Genomic DNA, 16,915 nt, shown 5'->3' on the forward strand with positions numbered 1-16,915 from the left:
AAGCGGTCACCCACGCACCTCTCCCCGAACCCCGCAGTACCCGTACGCGGCCACCGCTCTCCCCGCGCCGCACGGTCAGCCGACCCGTCCACCCCCGCACATCGGAGAACCACGCAATGACGCACGCCCCCGCATCCGAGGGCATCGACACCGGACCCGGCCCGGCGGCCGACGAGAGCATCGCCAAGCCGGCCAACTTCGGGCTCATCTTCGCCGCGCTGATGCTGACCATGCTGCTCGGCGCCCTCGACCAGACCATCGTGTCCACCGCGCTGCCGACCATCGTCGGCGAGCTCAACGGCATCGAGCACATGGCCTGGATCACCACCGCCTACATCCTCGCCGCCACCATCGGCATGCCCGTCTACGGCAAGCTCGGCGACCTGATGGGCCGCAAGAACATCTTCCTGGCCGGCATAGCCCTGTTCCTGGTGGGCTCCGTGGTCTGCGGACTCGCCCAGAACATGGGCACCCTGATCGCGGGCCGCGCCCTCCAGGGCCTCGGCGGCGGTGGTCTCATGATCACCTCGCAGGCGATCATCGCCGACCTGGTGCCGCCGCGTGAGCGCGCCAAGTACATGGCACCCATGGGCGCCGTCTTCGGTCTGTCCTCCGTCGTCGGGCCGCTGCTCGGCGGCTGGTTCACCGACGCGCACTCCTGGCGCTGGGCGTTCTGGGTCAACCTGCCCCTCGGCGTCCTCGCCCTGTTCGTCGCCGCCGTCGCGATCAAGCTGCCCCGCAAGGCCGTCACGGTCACGCTCGACTACCTCGGCACCGCCCTGATGGCCACCGCCGTCACCTGCACCGTGCTGTTCGCCAGCTGGGGCGGCACCCAGTACGCGTGGTCCGACCCGCTGGTCATCGGTCTCGGCGTGGGCGCGGTGGCCGCCTGGATCCTGTTCTTCGCCGCGGAGAAGCGCGCCAAGGAGCCGGTCATCCCGCTGCACCTGTTCCGCAGCCCGATCTTCAATGTCGCCACGCTGCTCGGCATGATCGTCATCGGTCTCGGCATGTTCGCGATCGTCGGCTACATGCCCACGTATCTGCAGATGGTCTACGGCAAGTCCGCCACCGAGTCCGGACTGCTGCTGATCCCCATGGTCGTCGGCATCATGGGCACCGCCCTGCCGTCCGGCGCGATCATGTCCAAGACGGGCCGTTACAAGGTCTATCCGATCGCCGGCACCCTGATCATCATGCTCGTCGCCTACCTGATGTCGACGCTCGACGTGTCCGACCCGGTCTGGCTGGTCTGTGTGTACGTGGGTCTCGCGGGCGCCGGCGTCGGCCTCATGATGCAGACCCTCGTGCTCGCGGTGCAGAACGACTTCCCGGGCAGCGAGGTCGGCACCGCCACCTCCGCGAACAACTTCTTCCGGGAGATCGGCGCGACGCTCGGCACCGCCGTCGTCGGCGCCGTGTTCGCCAGCCGCCTCACCGACAAGCTCGCCACGAGCATCCCCGCCGAGGCCGCCGCCAAGGTCGGCGACAGCGACTCGCTGACCCCGGCGCTGGTCCGCGCGCTCCCGGCCGACCTGCGCGAGACCGTCGTCAACTCCTACCAGGAAGCGCTCGTCCCGATCTTCCTGTACCTGCTGCCCGTCTTCGCGGTCGGCCTGGTCCTCGCCTTCGTCCTGAAGGAGAAGCCGCTCGCCGACAACGACGACTGGCACGCCCAGAACGCGGCGCCCGGCGACGCCGACGGTGTCGCCGAGAAGGAGCCGGCCCCGGTCGGCTGACGCGCACGCCACCCCGTGCCGTGCCCCTCGCCGCCCCGTGCGGCGAGGGGCACACGTGTCTCAGTCCGCGACGAGCCAGGTGCCGTCGCGCATCAGGTCCCGGCCCGCGATCTCGTTCGCCTCGCGCCAGGCCTGGATCCGCACCGGACGGATCCGGAAGTACGGGTACGGGCCGTCGGCGGCGCGCGGGTCGAACCCGCACTTCGCCGCGAACGCGTCCCCGAACCCGGCGGTGACCTCGGCGTCGGGCAGCGCCACGGCCTCGCCCTCGATCCGCACGACATCCCGGGTGTCCCCGATGGCGAGCTGCACCGTGCCGGTCGCCGCGAGGTTGCGCGCGACCGGATTGGTCGCGCGCGTCGACACGTACACCGCTCCGTCGAGCCACAGGAACGACAGCGGCATCATGTACGGCCGACCCCCCTCCGCCGCGGCGGTCGAGACCCAGGCGTCGACGTCCCGCTCCAGGCGGGCGAGCGTGTCCTGCTTGCGCTGCTTCGCCGAACGGGCGGGCGCGGCGTCGGTCATGGAGACTCCTTCACGGTCGGCTGCGACGATGCGGTGTGCTCGGGCCCGCCGCCTGGGGCGGGAGCCGCGTAACACCGTACGTCGACCAACTGGCCCGGCTGCCACTCCTGTTGGCGCGTGCCGAGAAACTCCCATCCCAGCCGCTCGTAGAGGGCGACGGCCGCACGGTCGGTGGCGGCCACGTCGAGGACCGCCCGCGCCCCGCGCAGCCGGGCCTCGCGTACGGCCGTCTCGATGAGGAGGGTGCCGATCCGGTGCCCGCGGGCCGAGGGATCGACGAACAGCCGGCCGACCACCGCCACACCCGTGCCCGAGGCGACCAGCGTCGGCGCCACGTCGCCCGCGCCGGGCCGCGTCAGCGTCACGTGGCCGACGACGCGTCCGCCCCGGTGCGCCACCCAGGAAGGTTCGTCCGCGCCGCCGCCCAGCCAACGGGCCGGATCGTCGGGCCAGTTGACCGGGTAGCCGTCGCTGAGGTGCACCGCGCGCAGAACAGTGACGCACGCGGGCAGATCGCCGTCCCCGCGCACTCCGATCTGCGGCGTGCTGCTGTCGATATCGCTCACGCGCCCATCGAAGCACGCGCACGGACAAGGGGGCGGGCCAGTGCGGTGTCAGTCCCGTCGTGCCGCCCGGTGGGCCAGGCCCTGCGTGAACGCCTGCCTGACGCTCGCCGCGAGATGCCGGGCCCAGGGCGGCGGCCGGGGGTCACCGCGCAGGACGCTCCAGCAGGCGAGCGCGTAGCCGAACTCGCCCGGGCCGAGATAGCCCAGGCGATGCGGCGGCTGGTCGCGACGCCCGGTGAGCATCCAGTCGGTGAGCTCGCCCAGCGGCGCCACCGAGTACCCGGTCGCCTTCACATAGTCGTCGGCGGCGTTCGCGGTGAGGACGCCCATGCCGAGGAACACGGTGACCAGGTCGGTGAGCCGCTCCTCCTCGCGCTCGGCGAAGTCCCGGTTGCCGATGCGCCGTTCGCCGATGAGCCGTGCGTGCGCCAGTTCGTGTGCGACGAGTGCCGCGAAGGTGTCCCGCCGGGCCGCCACACCGCGGTCCAGTTCGATGACCGCCCCGCCGGACGTCCGCCGGTAGGCGCCCACTTGATGCCGCTTCGTGGGCGGCGGTCCCTCCGGTGCCTCCACGAGCATCACCGAGACTTCGGTGACGTCGGCGCCCATCACCGCGGCGACCCGCCGCACCAGGGACTCGGCCTGCAATTGCGTGCCCGTGAAGTCCGCGGCGACGAACCCCGGCCCGGCGACCTCCCGCAGCGGGGCCGAGGGCGGCCCGAACTGCCCCGCGCACCAGTCCAGCCACCGCTCGATCCAGTCCCGCTCCCGGTCCGGGACGGGACACGCGCCCTGCGGCCGGTCCCGCACCCAGGGCTTGTCGCCCGTCGTGCTGATGCCCCGTACGGGGCGCCGCCGCTCGCCCGTCCCGCGGAACCAGTCCGCCAACCCTTCACCCATTGCGCCCCCCCTGACGCCGCCGCGGGGCTTCACCCCCTGCGATGCACCAACGCCCGCCGCCACCCGGCGAGTTCCTGCGCCGGGGCCGGCTCGGCGCGTCGGCCGCCGCGGGCGAAGAACCCCGCGAGCGGCAACGTGGCCGCGCCGACCGTCACCGCGTCCGGACCCAGGCGGCCCAGCTCCACGCCGACCCGCCCGACCGGATAGTCGAGCGCGTACGTGCCGATGTGCCGTCGCACCGACTCCAGGAACCGCGGTCCGAGCCGCAGACCGGCCCAGCCGCCGATCAGGATCCGCTCCGGCTGGAAGAGGTTGATCAGGTCGGACAGGCCCGCGCCCAGGTACTCGGCGGTCTCCTCCAGGACCGACAGCGCCAGATCCCGGTCGGGCGCCGGGCCGCCCTCCTCGTACGCCGTCGCCAACAGCTCGGCCAGGGCCGCCTCTTCGCCCGCCGCCCGGCGCGGGACCCCGCCCGCCTCCCGCCACCGTTCGACGAGGGCCTCCGCACCCGCGTACGCCTCCAGGCAGCCGAGCGCGCCGCACCGGCAGCGCCGCCCCTGCACCCGCACCGTCAGATGCCCCCACTCCAGGGCCCGTCCCTCCGCCCCGGCCTCGGTGACCGCGCAGGCGCCGACGCCCGACCCGAACAGCACCACCACCGCGCTGCCCGCGCCCCGCCCGGCGCCGAACCACATCTCCGCCTGGCCCAGCGTCTTGGCTCCGTTGTCGATGAAGTACGGGACCTCGTCGGGGAGCGGCGAGCTCGCGCGCAGCAGCCGTTCCAGCGGCACCGCCCGCCAGCCGATCGTCTGGCCGTGCACCACGGCTCCCTGCTCGGGATCCCGCGCGACGATCCCGGGCACCCCGACGCCCACCCCGAGCAACTGCCCGGGGTCCGCGCCCGCCGCCGCCAGCACCTCGGCGATCCCGTCGCGTATGTGCCCCACCACCACGTCGACGGCGTAGCGGTCACTGACCTCCAACGGCCGCTCCACGCGGGCCAGTTCGGTGAGTACCAGGTCGAACAGCTCGACGCGGACCAGGTTCTCGCCGACGTCGACGCCGATCAGCAGGCCGCAGTCCGGCGCGATCCGCAGCAGGGTGCGCGGCCGCCCGCCGTCGGACTCGACGCTGCCCGCCTCCTCCACCAGCCCCTCAGCGGCCAGTTCGGCCACCACGTTGCTGACGGAGCCTGAACTCAGGCCCGTCGCCGGGCCCAGTTCGTACCGGCTGAGCGGGCCATCGAAATACAACTGTTGCAATAGGGCCGCGCGATTCTCGCGCCGCAGGTCGTGCACCGTACGCCCGTTCCGCCCGGCCATGATCTCCCTCTCCCTGCGCCCGCGGGGCGCCAACAACGCCCGCCCCGCGCAAGATACCCGTGTCGGATCCCTTGACGCCCTCTTCTTGTGCGGCTTAACTCACAGCCTAAATTAAGCCCTGAGGGCGTTCACTACTTGAACTCGCACTGGTGAGATTCCGTGAACGCGGTCGGGGTTCCTCCGGATAAGGGACACCTGGAGCCATGAGCAGAATCCGAGCCGCAGCCGTCGGCGCTGCCACCCTCTCGCTCGCCCTCGCCGCGACCGCCTGCGGCGGTGGCTCGTCCTCGGGCGGCGGGTCCAACGACTCCCCGAAGACGCTCACGTACTGGGCGTCGAACCAGGGCGCCAGCATCGAGGTCGACAAGAAGGTCCTCCAGCCCGAGCTCGACAAGTTCGAGAAGCAGACCGGGATCAAGGTCAAGCTCGAGGTGGTCCCGTGGTCGGACCTGCTCAACCGGATCCTCACCGCGACCACGTCGGGCCAGGGCCCCGACGTCCTCAACATCGGCAACACCTGGAGCGCCTCGCTCCAGGCGAGCGGCGCGCTGCTGCCGTGGGACGCGAAGAACTTCGACAAGATCGGCGGCAAGGACCGGTTCGTCGAGTCGGCGATCGGCTCGGCCGGCGCCGCGGGCAAGGACCCGGCCGCGGTCCCGCTGTACTCGATGTCGTACGCGCTCTACTACAACAAGAAGATGTTCAAGGACGCGGGGATCTCCAAGCCCCCGACCACGTGGGACGAGCTCGTCGCCGACGGCAAGAAGATCTCCAAGGGCGGCAAGTGGGGCCTCGCCGCCGAGGGCTCGAACCTGTCCAACAACATCCACCAGATCTTCGTCCTGGCCAAGCAGCACGGCGCCGACTGGTTCACCGCCGACGGCAAGCCGGACTTCACCTCCGACGGCGCGGTCAAGGCCGTGAAGCAGTACGTCGACCTGATGGCCAAGGACAAGATCATCGCGCCGGGCAATGCCGAGTACGCGCAGAACCAGTCCCTGAGCGACTTCTCCAAGAACAAGACCGCGATGGTCCTGTGGCAGGCCGCCGCCTCCACCTTCAAGTCGCAGGGCATGAAGGACGACGAGTGGGGCGTCGTGCCCGCGCCCGTCCAGTCCGGCGCTCCCGGCCAGGGCCAGAACGTCAACTCCATGGTCGCCGGCATCAACATCGCCGTCTTCAAGAACACCAAGAACCTCGACGGCGCCACGAAGTTCGTCAAGTTCATGACCAGCGACGAGGAGTCGAAGCTCCTCAACAAGACCTACGGCTCGATCCCGCCGGTCAAGGCCGCGCAGGAGGACCCGGCGTTCAACGCCCAGTCCACCGGCGTCCTCAAGGAGACCCTCGCCAAGAGCGCGGCGCCGCTGCCGCAGGTCGCCGACGAGTCGCAGTTCGAGACCGCCGTCGGCACGGCCGTGAAGGAACTCTTCGCGGACGCCGCCGCGGGCAAGCCGGTCACGACGGAGTCCGTGAAGGCCGCGCTGACCAAGGCCCAGCAGTCGATGCCGACGAAGTGAGTGCGGAGACCGTCATGACCACGACCGCCACGTCCCCCGCCGAGGCGGGGGAGGGGCGGGCCGTCGGCAAGACCTCCCCCGGGGCGGCGCGCGGCAAGGGCCGCCGCCCCGGGCGGATCCGCCGGATCGGCCTGCCGTACCTGCTGTTGCTGCCCGCGCTCGTCCTCGAACTGCTCGTCCATCTCATCCCGATGGTCATGGGCATCGTGATGAGCTTCCGGGAACTCACCCAGTTCTACATCCGCGACTGGGGCTCCGCGCCGTGGTCCGGCTTCGACAACTTCAAGATCGCCGTCGACTTCGACGCGCCGGTCGGCCAGGCACTGCTCCACTCCTTCTTCGTCACCTGCCTGTTCACGCTGCTCTCCGTCGGCCTGTGCTGGGCGATCGGCACGGCGGCGGCGGTCTACATGCAGGAGACGTTCAAGGGACGCGGCATCCTGCGCGCCCTGTTCCTGATCCCGTACGCGCTGCCCGTCTACGCCGCCGTGATCACCTGGGTGTTCATGTTCCAGCACGACAACGGCCTGGTGAACCACGTCCTGCACGACCAGCTCGGCGTCACCGACAAGCCGTCCTTCTGGCTCATCGGCGACAACAGCTTCTACGCGCTGCTCACCGTGTCCGTGTGGAAGGGCTGGCCGTTCGCCTTCCTCATCGTGATGGCCGGTCTGCAGAACATCCCGAAGGAGATGTACGAGGCCGCCGCCCTGGACGGGGCCGGCCTGTGGCAGCAGCTGCGCCGCATCACGCTGCCGTCGCTGCGGCCCGTCAACCAGGTCCTCGTGCTCGTCCTGTTCCTGTGGACGTTCAACGACTTCAACACGCCGTACGTGATGTTCGGCAAGGCGGCGCCCAAGGCCGCGGACCTCATCTCGGTCCACATCTACCAGTCGTCGTTCGTCACCTGGAACTTCGGCACCGGCTCCGCCATGTCCGTCCTGCTCCTGCTGTTCCTGCTCGTCGTGACGGGCGTGTACCTGGCGCTCACCTCGCGGGGAAGGAAGACCGCCGATGTCTGACACCTCAGTGCGGCACCGGTCGCCGATGGCGGCGCCCCGGTCCTTCGTGTGGTCCCGCCGGATCTTCCTGACGCTGCTCGCCGGCTTCGTGCTGCTGCCCGTCTTCGTCATGGTGTCCAGCTCGCTCAAGCCGCTTCAGGACGTCCAGGGCGAGTTCCGCTGGATCCCCAGCGGGCTCACCATCCGCCCCTACATCGACATCTGGTCGACCGTCCCGCTGGCCAAGTACTTCACGAACTCGGTGATCGTGGCGGGAGCGGCGACGGTCTGCTCGGTCGTCATCGCCGTGTTCGCCGCCTACGCGGTCAGCCGCTACCGCTTCCGCGGCAAGCGCGTCTTCACGGTGACCGTCCTGTCGACGCAGATGCTGCCGGGCATCCTCTTCCTGCTGCCGCTGTTCCTCATCTACGTCAACATCGGCAACGCCACCGGGATCGCCCTGTTCGGCTCGCGCGGCGGACTCATCCTCACCTACATGACGTTCACGCTGCCGTTCTCGATCTGGATGCTCATCGGCTACTTCGAGTCCGTGCCGCGCGACCTCGACGAGGCGGCCCTCGTCGACGGCTGCGGCCCGCTCGGCGCCCTGTTCCGGATCATCGTGCCGGCCGCGATCCCCGGCATCGTCGCGGTCGCCGTGTACTCGTTCATGACGGCCTGGGGAGAAGTGCTGTTCGCCTCCGTCATGACGAACGAGACGACCCGCACGCTCTCGGTCGGCCTCGGTGCCTACGCCAACCTCAACGACGTGTACTGGAACCAGATCATGGCCGCCTCGCTGGTGGTCAGCGTGCCCGTCGTGGCCGGCTTCCTGCTGCTGCAGCGCTACCTCGTGACCGGCCTGACGGCCGGCGCCGTCAAGTGACCGACGCCCCTCCCGGTCCGCCCCTTCGTGAAAGGAACCCTGTGTCCGACCCCCACGCTTCCGTGGATGTTTCCGCCTTCCCGCACGACTTCCTGTGGGGCACGGCCACGTCCGCGTACCAGATCGAAGGAGCCGTCTTTGAGGACGGCCGCTCGCCCTCGATCTGGGACACCTTCTCGCACACCCCCGGCAAGGTCGACAACGACGACCACGGCGACATCGCCTGCGACCACTACCACCGGTGGCGCGACGACATCGCCCTGATGGGGCAACTGGGCACGAACGCCTACCGGTTGTCCGTCGCGTGGCCGCGCGTCGTGCCCGGCGGCGACGGACCGGTGAACGCCAAGGGCCTCGACTTCTACGACGAGATGATCGACGCGCTGCTCGCCGCGGGCATCACCCCCTCCGTCACCCTCTACCACTGGGACCTGCCGCAGGTGCTCCAGGACCGGGGCGGCTGGCCGGTGCGGGAGACCGCCGAGCACTTCGCCGCCTACGCCGCCGTCGTCGCGGAGCGCCTCGGCGACCGCGTGAAGCACTGGACGCCGCTCAACGAACCGCTCTGCTCGGCGTGGATCGGCCACCTCGAAGGCCGGATGGCGCCGGGCTGGACGGATCTGACCGCCGCCGTCCAGGCCTCGTACCACCTGCTGCTCGGCCACGGCCTGGCCACGCAGGCGATCCGCGCCCACGTGCCCGGCGCGGAGATCGGCATCGTCAACAACCTCGCCCAGGTCGAGCCCGCCACCGACCGCCCCGAGGACATCGCGGCGGCCCGCCGGATGGACGGCCACGCGAACCGCTGGTGGCTCGACCCGGTGCACGGCCGCGGCTTCCCCGCGGACATGCTCGAGGTGTACGGCGTCGAACTCCCGGAGAAGCCGGGCGACTTGACGACCATCGCCGAGCCCCTCGACTGGCTGGGCCTCAACTACTACTTCCCGTCCGTGATCGCCGACCACCCGGCGGGCCCGGCCCCGTACGCGGACGCGGTGCGCCGGCTCGGTGTCCCGCGCACCGGGATGGACTGGGAGGTCGACGCGAACGGCATCGAGTCCCTGCTGCTGCGTCTCACCCACGAGTACGGCGCCCGCAAGCTGTACATCACCGAGAACGGCTCCGCGTACCCGGACGTCGTGCGCCCCGACGGCACCGTCGACGACCCGGAGCGCGAGGAGTACCTCGTGAACCACATCGCGGCCTGCGCCCGCGCGGTCCGCAAGGGTGCTCCGCTCGCCGGGTACTTCGCGTGGTCGCTGCTCGACAACTTCGAGTGGGCGTACGGCTACGACAAGCGGTTCGGCCTCGTCCATGTCGACTACGCGACGCAGGTGCGCACCATCAAGGGCAGCGGGCACCGGTACGCCGACATCGTGCGCCGCCACGGGGCGCGGGCCCGGCGCGCCGCCTGAGCCCGGCACCCCGCCGCGGTCTCACCTGTCGGGTGAGGCCGCGGCGGCGAGCCCCCAGGCCGCCCGGGTGCGGGCGAAGACCTCGTGGAAAGCGGGGAACGTCTTGCGGACGCACCCGGGGTCGTCGAAGGTGATGCCCGGTGTGCGCAGGGAGGCGACGGCGAACGACATCGCGATGCGGTGGTCGGCGCGCGTCGCGATGCGTGCCGGACGCGGTGTGCCGGGGGAGACCTCGATCCAGTCCTCGCCGGTGGTCACGGAAACCCCCAGGGCGCGCAGGTTCTCGGCGCAGGCCGCCAGCCGGTCGCACTCCTTGACCCGGGTGTTGCCGACGTCCTCGATCCGGACCGGGCCCGACGCGTAGGGGGCGATCGCCGCGAGGGTGGGCATCGTGTCGGAGACGTCCCGCATGCCGACGGTGATCCCGCGGAGCGTGCCGGTCCCGGACACGGTCGTCCGGTCGTCGTCCACCCGCACCCGCGCGCCCATCCGCTCCAGGACGTCCACGAACCGCAGATCGCCCTGGAGCGCGCCGCGGCCCAGACCGGGGACGGTCGTCTCGTGGCCTGTGAGGGCCGCCGCGGCGAAGAAGTAGCTCGCGGTGGACGCGTCCGGCTCGATCGCGTAATCGGCCGCCCGGTACCCGCCCGGCGGCACGGAGAACACCTCACCCCGGGACGTGTTCTCGCGGCTCACCGTGACGCCGAACGCCCGCATCATCGCGATCGTGATCCCGACGTAGGGCGCGGACACCAGCCGTGTGACGGTGATCCGCAGCCCGTCGCGGGTGAGCGGGCCGAGCAGCAGCAGTGCGGTCAGGTACTGCGACGACTCCCCGGCGTCCAGGGCGAGTTCACCGCCTCGCACCCCGTCGGCCGTCACGGTCAGCGGATGGTGTCCCTCGCTCTCCTCGTGCCGCACGTCCACACCCAGGGCGCGCAGCGCGCGCGTCAGCGGGGCCACGGGCCGGCGCCGCATCTGGGCCGAGGCGTCGAAGCGGTAGGTGCCGTGGCCCGCCGCCGTCAGGGTCGGCAGAAAGCGCGCGGTCGTGGCGCCGTCCCGGCAGTACACCTCGGCCGTGTCGTGCGGGGGACCGGCCGGGCTGCCCTGGACCGACCAGCGCTCCGGGGTCCGCTCGACGCGGTAGCCGAGCGCGGTGAGACCGGCGGCGAAGCCCTCCGTGTCCTCCGAGGCCAGGGGGCGCCGCAGGGTGCTGACGCCGTCGGCGGCTGCCGCGAGGAACAGCGCGCGGGCGGTGAGGGATTTGGATCCGGGGACGTCGACGACGGTCACGACAGATGCTCCAGCACGGGTGTCCACAGCAGGGTCGGCCCCGATCCTGCCCTGTAGGGCCGCCCGGGCGGCGGTCATTCTTCCCGCCCCGTACGGACGCCGGACGTCAGAACGGCCCCGCGCGCGCCGCTCCGAGGAAGAGCGACGCGCCCAGGGCCGTCGTCACGCCAGCGACAGGAACAGCTTCTCCAGCTCGTCCTCGCTGAGCGGGGGCTGTTCCCCGTCCGCGGCATTCATGCAGTCCCGCATGCCGGAGGCGATGATCTTGAAGCCAGCCCGGTCCAACGCGCGTGACACGGCGGCGAGTTGCGTGACCACGTCCTTGCAGTCCCGGCCAGCCTCGATCATCGCGATGACCCCGGCCAGCTGGCCCTGCGCACGGCGCAGCCGCTTCAGTACGGCATCGGTGGCCGCCGGGTTACCGCTCATCCGCGCAGCGCCGCGCGGGCCGCGTCCAGCGCGCCCGGCTCCGGCCGGTTGAACGGCAGCTTGCCCAGCATCGCCGCCATGCCGCAGGTGTTGCTCAGCCCGGAGTACACCAGGCCGGACGCGATCCCGGCGGCCAGCAGACGGCCCTTCGGCGCGCGCCGCCCGAGGGCGAGGCCGAGCAGAACGAGGGAACCGGCGGTGAACCGCACCTGGCGGTCCATGGCCCAGACGGCGCGCTGCGGGCGCGCGGCGGTGTCGACGGGCAGCCCGTCGGCGGTCCAGGCCTGCGTGCCGCCCGCCAGGCCGACCGCCTCGACGCCCGCGTCGGCGAGCTTCGCGCAGGCGGCGGCCGAGCGCTGACCGGCCGCGCACACGACGACGATGCGCCGCGCCTCGGCCGCGGCCCGCAGGTCGGGCAGCAGCGCGTCGAGGTGCTCCGCCGGCACGTTGACCGCGCCGGGCACGTGTCCGGACGCGTACTCGCCGGGTGCGCGGACGTCCACGACGAGGGTGCCGTCGGCGGGCCGGGCGCGCAGCTCGGCGGGGACGAGGGTGGTGCTCATGCTTCTCCCAGGTGACGTGACGGGTGAGGGGTGGGGGGCGGACGGTTCATGCGGCCTGCCCGGCGGACCAGGTGGCGTACCCGCCGTCGAGGTTGACGGCGTCGCGGCCGAGCCCGGCGAGCAGGCGCAGCGCGGTGTGGCCGCGCAGCCCCACCTGGCAGTGGACGACGAGGTCGCCGTCGGGCAGGTCGGCGGCGCGCTCACGCAGCTCGTCGAGCGGGACGTTGACCGCACCGGGGATCGCGCCCCGGGCGTGCTCGGCGGCCGTGCGCACGTCGACGAGGGTGGCGCCCGCGTCGCGCACCGCGGTCAGCTCGTGCCACTGGACGGTTCGGTCCGTGCCGGTGGCGAGGTTCTCGGCGATCATCCCGGCCATGTTGACCGGATCCTTCGCCGAGCCGTACGGCGGAGCGTAGGCCAGCTCCAGATCCGCCAGTTCCGGCGCGGTCAGCCCGCCCGCGATGGCGGTGGCGATCACGTCGATGCGCTTGTCGACGCCCTCGGCACCGACCGCCTGCGCGCCAAGGATGCGCAGGTCGGACGGGTCGTAGAGGACTTTCAGGGCGATGGGCGAGGCGCCCGGGTAGTAGCCCGCGTGCGAACCGGGGTGCAGATGGACCGCCTGGTACGGGTGGCCCGCGGCCCGCAGCCGCTTCTCGTTCCAGCCGGTGGCCGCGGCGGTCAGCCCGAAGACCTGCACGACCGCGGTGGCGGTGGCCGGCCGGGCCGTCACCGGGCGTCCTGCGATCGCGTCGGCGACGAGCCGCCCGTGCCGGTTCGCCAGGTTCGCCAGAGGCACGAGGACGCTCTCGCCGCTCAGCCCGTCGCGCTTCTCGGCGGCGTCGCCCACCGCGTACACGGCGGGGTCGCTGGTGCGCCCCGTCTCGTCGACCGCGATGCCGCCGCGCGGCCCGACGGTGAGCCCGGCGGCGCGGGCGAGCGCGACATCGGGGCGTACGCCGATGGCCATGAGGACGACATCGGCGGGCACGGTCCGCCCGTCGTCCAGAACGACATCGCCCTCCCGGACCTCCTTCAGCTGGGTGCCGAGCGCCAGCTCGATCCCGCCCGCGCGCAGCTCATCGGCGAGCGGCGCCGCCATCTCCGGGTCCAGCGGCGGCAGTACCTGACCAGCCAGCTCCACCAGCGTCACGGTCAGTCCGCGACGGCGCAGGTTCTCCGCCGCCTCCACGCCGATGAATCCGGCGCCGACCACCACGGCGGTGCGTGCCCCGGCCGCGAGGGTGTCGGCGATCCGGTCGGTGTCGGTGACGTCCCGCAGAGTGAACGCCCGCTCCACGCCCGGCAGTTGCGGCACGAACGGCCGGGCCCCCGGACTGAGCACCAGCCGGTCGTAGGCCTCCGCGTACTCGTCGCCGCTCACCAGGTCCCGGACCCGGACCGTCCGTGCGGCGCGGTCCACGGCGACGGCCTCGTGCCGGACGCGGACGTCGAGCCGGAAGCGGGCCCGCAGCGCCTCGGGCGTCTGCACGAGCAGCGCGTCGCGCTCCTCGATGACACCGCCGAGAAAGTACGGCAGCCCGCAGTTGGCGTAGCTGACATGGGCGCCACGCTCCAGCACGACGATCTCCGCCCGCTCGTCGAGCCGGCGCAACCGGGTGGCCGCTGACATACCGCCCGCCACGCCTCCGATGACCACGACCTTCACGGGAACCTCCAGGTGCCACAAGCGACTCTATACCCCCTAGGGTATCAGATATACCCCCGGGGGTATTCCGGTGCAGGTCAGCGCCCGCCGACCGGCCGGGAAGCCGGACAGAAGATGTCGGGATTCGGGGGGATGCTCGACGAAGAGGACCGAACGAGGCGCGAACAAGGCGCGACGGCGCAGGCCCCTCAGCGGGGCCGACGCGGAGAGTGGCGGACGATGCCGGAATCACCACAGGAGACGAACGTGACGCACACGCAGCAGCAGGACGGCCGGACCGGTGAAGCCCCGCTGAGCGGCAAGGTCGCCCTCGTCGCGGGCGCCACCCGCGGCGCGGGCCGCGGCATCGCCGTGGAACTCGGCGCCGCCGGTGCCACGGTCTACGTCACCGGCCGGACGACACGCGCCCGGCGCTCCGAGTACGACCGTGCCGAGACCATCGAGGACACCGCCGACCTGGTCACGGCGGCCGGCGGCCAGGGCATCGCCGTCCCCACCGACCACCTGGAGCAGGACCAGGTCAGGGCGCTCGTCGCACGCATCGAGACCGAACAGGGCCGCCTCGACGTCCTCGTCAACGACATCTGGGGCGGCGAGAACCTCTTCGACTGGGACGCCCCCGTCTGGGAGCACGACCTCGACAAGGGCCTCAGGCTGCACCGCCTCGCCGTGGAGACCCACGCCATCACCAGCCACTTCGCGCTCCCCCTGCTGCTGCGCACCCCGGGCGGCCTGGTCGTGGAGGTGACCGACGGCACGGCCGAGTACAACCGCACGAACTACCGCGTGTCCTTCTTCTACGACCTCGCCAAGAGCTCCGTCCTGCGCATGGCGTTCGCCCTCGGCCACGAACTCGGCCCCCGCGGCGCCACCGCCGTGGCCCTCACCCCGGGCTGGATGCGCTCGGAGATCATGCTCGGCCACTTCGGCGTCACCGAGGACACCTGGCGTGACGCACTCGGGGACCAGCCGCACTTCGCCATCTCCGAGACGCCGCGTTACACCGGCCGCGCGGTCGCCGCTCTCGCCGCCGACCCGGACGTGTCCCGCTTCAACGGGACCTCGCTCTCCAGCGGCGGCCTCGCCCAGGTCTACGGCTTCACCGACCTCGACGGCAGCAGGCCCGACGCCTGGCGCTACCTCGTCGAGGTCCAGGACGCGGGCAAGCCCGCCGATGTCACCGGGTACCGGTAGGCCCCGGACCGAGTGCCTGTCCCGCGGATCAGGGCGCGCCCGCGGCGGGATCCGCCGGACAGGCCTTAGATCCCGTCCTCCGGATCGCCGATCTGCGCGGGCCAGATCGCGCTCCCGCCGCCGCGCCACTCGATGACGTCCGGGTCGTCGAGCGAGGCGTCCTCGAGCCCGGCGCGGCGCAGGAACTCCACCACGTCCGCCCGTGAGGTCGCGAGCCCCGCGTCCTCACCGCGGACGGTGACCCGTCGCCCGCCGGGCTGCGCCGCGTGCACGACAACTGAGGGGTATCCGTCGAGTCCGTCCATGCCCCTCAGCTTCGTCGTCCGGGGAAGAGTCCGCACCCTCAGACACCCCCGGCGGCAGCGTGGCGCACGGCAGGACGGTGAATCGGCGGCCGCGGCGCGGCGCGGGGCGCCACATCTGGGCATTGCGGGCCTAACCTGCTGGATTCGGCGAGGCGTCCCCCTGGCCGAACCGCACCGACGGGCCCGAACCGTCCCGACCGTCCACCGGCGGAGGAACCCATGCCCCCACACCGTCCCCGGCGCCGCCACGCCCTGGCCGCCGCCCTCCTGACCGCCACCCTGGCCTGGACCGGCGTCGCGGGAGCGGACCCCGGCCCCGCGCCCGCCTCCGGAGCGGGCACCAACCTGCTCGTCGTCGGCCTCGACCGGCGCAGTGGACTGACCCGCGAGGAGATCGACCGGCTGCACGTCGGCGGCAAGGAGTGCGGCTGCACCGACGTGATGATGCTCGTGCACATCGCCGCCGACGGGCGCCGGCTCAGCGTCGTCTCCCTGCCGCGCGACTCGTACGTGCCGTTCGCGCCGCACGACCATCCCGCGCACAGCGGCAAGATCAACGGCGCGTTCGCGCACGGCGGCGCCGACCTCGCCGTCCGCACCGTCGAACGCGCCACCGGAGTGCGCGTCGACCACTACCTCGAAGCCGACTTCCGCCAGTTCGAGGCCGCTGTCGACCAGTTGGGCGGCGCCGAGGTGTGCACCGACACGCCCCTCGCGGACGAGAACTCCGGCCTGGAACTCACCGCCGGCACCCACGACCTCGACGGCCGCGGAGCCCTGCGCTACGCCCGCGCCCGGCACGTCTTCCCGCCCGGTGACCTGGGCCGGGTGCGCCGCCAGCAGAAGCTGCTGCTCGGCATGCTGGCGCGGCTGTCCGACGCCAAGCTCTTCCGGAACCCCGTCGCCACCGCGCGAACGGCCCGCGCCCTGCTCGCCCACGTGCGCACCGACGGCCGCACGGACGCCGCAACACTCGTCTCCCTCGCCTGGTCGATGCGCGAACTCACCCCGGAGCGGACCGAGTTCGCCACCGTCCCCATCGTCGACTTCGACCACCGCGTACCCGACTGGGGCTCCACCCTGCTGTGGGACGAGCCGCGCGCACGGCAGATGTTCGCGGCGCTGCGCGCCGACCGGCCGCTCGCCCCGCCCGGCGGGCGGACCGACGGACCGGTCGCCGTCGGCACGCTCCCGTCCGAGACCCAGGTCACCGTCGACGACTCGCGCATCGCCGAAGGGCTGCGCGCCAGCGGCTTCGCCGTGACCGAGACCCCGGCGCGCGCGACCCGTCCGGCGGGCCCGACCGTCGTCACCTACGACCCGGAACGCGCCCGCTACGCACCGTCCCTGGCCGCCGCCCTGCCCGGCGCCCGACTGCGCCCCGTGGCCGGTTCCGGCCCCGTCTTCCGTGTCGTCGTCGGCAGCGAGGACCGCGGCGTGCGGCAAGTGACGTACGACCGCAGCATGGTGGAGGGCGCCCCGGTCACCGGCGACCGGCTGCGCTGCCCGCGGCCGGCCACCGAAAACGGCTGAAAACCAGCCGTAGCCGGACCAGTTGGGATGCTCCGTCGGGGCGCGCGCCCCG

The 16,915-nt window shown here is 72.2% G+C and carries 16 protein-coding genes; 7 read left to right on the forward strand and 9 right to left on the reverse strand.

Annotated elements, in window-relative coordinates; all coding sequences use genetic code 11:
- Positions 1 to 116: 116 nt before the first annotated feature.
- Complete coding sequence (locus ACQUQD_RS37985; RefSeq protein WP_428956766.1) at positions 117 to 1,739, forward strand: MDR family MFS transporter; 1,623 nt, start codon at positions 117 to 119, stop codon at positions 1,737 to 1,739.
- A 60-nt stretch (positions 1,740 to 1,799) separates the two neighbouring features.
- Here the strand turns inward: ACQUQD_RS37985 and ACQUQD_RS37990 are convergent, their stop codons facing one another.
- The 4 genes from ACQUQD_RS37990 to ACQUQD_RS38005 are packed head-to-tail and all read right to left on the reverse strand — an operon-like array spanning position 1,800 to position 5,055.
- Positions 1,800 to 2,267, reverse strand: a complete 468-nt coding sequence (locus tag ACQUQD_RS37990) for a pyridoxamine 5'-phosphate oxidase family protein (RefSeq protein WP_428956767.1) — start codon at positions 2,265 to 2,267, stop codon at positions 1,800 to 1,802.
- Entirely contained in the window at positions 2,264 to 2,833 is a 570-nt protein-coding gene (locus ACQUQD_RS37995) for a GNAT family N-acetyltransferase (RefSeq protein WP_428956768.1), read from the reverse strand. Before ACQUQD_RS37995 ends, ACQUQD_RS37990 begins: the two co-directional genes overlap by 4 nt.
- A gap of 48 nt (positions 2,834 to 2,881) precedes the next feature.
- Positions 2,882 to 3,733: a hypothetical protein gene (locus ACQUQD_RS38000; protein ID WP_428956769.1), complete on the reverse strand. Its 852-nt coding sequence runs from the start codon at positions 3,731 to 3,733 to the stop codon at positions 2,882 to 2,884.
- Between the two features lie 29 nt (positions 3,734 to 3,762).
- On the reverse strand, positions 3,763 to 5,055 hold the full coding sequence (locus ACQUQD_RS38005; RefSeq protein WP_428956770.1) for an ROK family transcriptional regulator: 1,293 nt from the start codon (positions 5,053 to 5,055) through the stop codon (positions 3,763 to 3,765).
- 203 nt (positions 5,056 to 5,258) lie between these two features.
- Here ACQUQD_RS38005 and ACQUQD_RS38010 point away from each other — a divergent pair, with 203 nt between their 5' ends.
- The 4 genes from ACQUQD_RS38010 to ACQUQD_RS38025 are packed head-to-tail and all read left to right on the forward strand — an operon-like array spanning position 5,259 to position 9,877.
- Positions 5,259 to 6,575: an ABC transporter substrate-binding protein gene (locus tag ACQUQD_RS38010; protein ID WP_428956771.1), complete on the forward strand. Its 1,317-nt coding sequence runs from the start codon at positions 5,259 to 5,261 to the stop codon at positions 6,573 to 6,575.
- A 14-nt stretch (positions 6,576 to 6,589) separates the two neighbouring features.
- Complete coding sequence (locus ACQUQD_RS38015; protein ID WP_428956772.1) at positions 6,590 to 7,597, forward strand: carbohydrate ABC transporter permease; 1,008 nt, start codon at positions 6,590 to 6,592, stop codon at positions 7,595 to 7,597.
- Positions 7,590 to 8,462, forward strand: coding sequence for a carbohydrate ABC transporter permease (locus ACQUQD_RS38020; protein ID WP_428956773.1), 873 nt, complete (start codon positions 7,590 to 7,592; stop codon positions 8,460 to 8,462). The genes ACQUQD_RS38015 and ACQUQD_RS38020 overlap by 8 nt, the downstream gene beginning before the upstream one ends.
- 41 nt (positions 8,463 to 8,503) lie before the next feature.
- On the forward strand, positions 8,504 to 9,877 hold the full coding sequence (locus tag ACQUQD_RS38025; protein WP_428956774.1) for a GH1 family beta-glucosidase: 1,374 nt from the start codon (positions 8,504 to 8,506) through the stop codon (positions 9,875 to 9,877).
- Between the two features lie 21 nt (positions 9,878 to 9,898).
- On the opposite strand, the gene aroA is transcribed toward ACQUQD_RS38025, so the two are convergent.
- The 4 genes from aroA to ACQUQD_RS38045 all read right to left on the reverse strand — a co-directional run bounded on the left by aroA (position 9,899) and on the right by ACQUQD_RS38045 (position 13,831).
- A complete protein-coding gene (aroA, locus tag ACQUQD_RS38030) occupies positions 9,899 to 11,170 on the reverse strand; it encodes a 3-phosphoshikimate 1-carboxyvinyltransferase (RefSeq protein WP_428956775.1) in 1,272 nt (423 codons plus the stop codon).
- A gap of 162 nt (positions 11,171 to 11,332) precedes the next feature.
- Entirely contained in the window at positions 11,333 to 11,599 is a 267-nt protein-coding gene (locus ACQUQD_RS38035) for a metal-sensitive transcriptional regulator (protein ID WP_428956776.1), read from the reverse strand.
- On the reverse strand, positions 11,596 to 12,162 hold the full coding sequence (locus ACQUQD_RS38040) for a rhodanese-like domain-containing protein (protein ID WP_428956777.1): 567 nt from the start codon (positions 12,160 to 12,162) through the stop codon (positions 11,596 to 11,598). The genes ACQUQD_RS38035 and ACQUQD_RS38040 overlap by 4 nt, the downstream gene beginning before the upstream one ends.
- 46 nt (positions 12,163 to 12,208) lie before the next feature.
- A complete protein-coding gene (locus ACQUQD_RS38045; protein WP_428956778.1) occupies positions 12,209 to 13,831 on the reverse strand; it encodes an FAD-dependent oxidoreductase in 1,623 nt (540 codons plus the stop codon).
- Positions 13,832 to 14,077: 246 nt separating this feature from the next.
- Here ACQUQD_RS38045 and ACQUQD_RS38050 point away from each other — a divergent pair, with 246 nt between their 5' ends.
- A complete protein-coding gene (locus tag ACQUQD_RS38050) occupies positions 14,078 to 15,025 on the forward strand; it encodes an SDR family oxidoreductase (RefSeq protein ID WP_428956779.1) in 948 nt (315 codons plus the stop codon).
- Between the two features lie 65 nt (positions 15,026 to 15,090).
- On the opposite strand, the gene ACQUQD_RS38055 is transcribed toward ACQUQD_RS38050, so the two are convergent.
- Positions 15,091 to 15,330: a hypothetical protein gene (locus tag ACQUQD_RS38055; protein ID WP_428956780.1), complete on the reverse strand. Its 240-nt coding sequence runs from the start codon at positions 15,328 to 15,330 to the stop codon at positions 15,091 to 15,093.
- Positions 15,331 to 15,549: 219 nt separating this feature from the next.
- Here ACQUQD_RS38055 and ACQUQD_RS38060 point away from each other — a divergent pair, with 219 nt between their 5' ends.
- Positions 15,550 to 16,863, forward strand: coding sequence for an LCP family protein (locus ACQUQD_RS38060; protein WP_428956781.1), 1,314 nt, complete (start codon positions 15,550 to 15,552; stop codon positions 16,861 to 16,863).
- Positions 16,864 to 16,915: the final 52 nt, after the last annotated feature.

It is taken from the genome of Streptomyces sp. cg35 (assembly GCF_050410835.1).
In the GTDB taxonomy this organism is placed as follows: Bacteria; Actinomycetota; Actinomycetes; order Streptomycetales; family Streptomycetaceae; genus Streptomyces.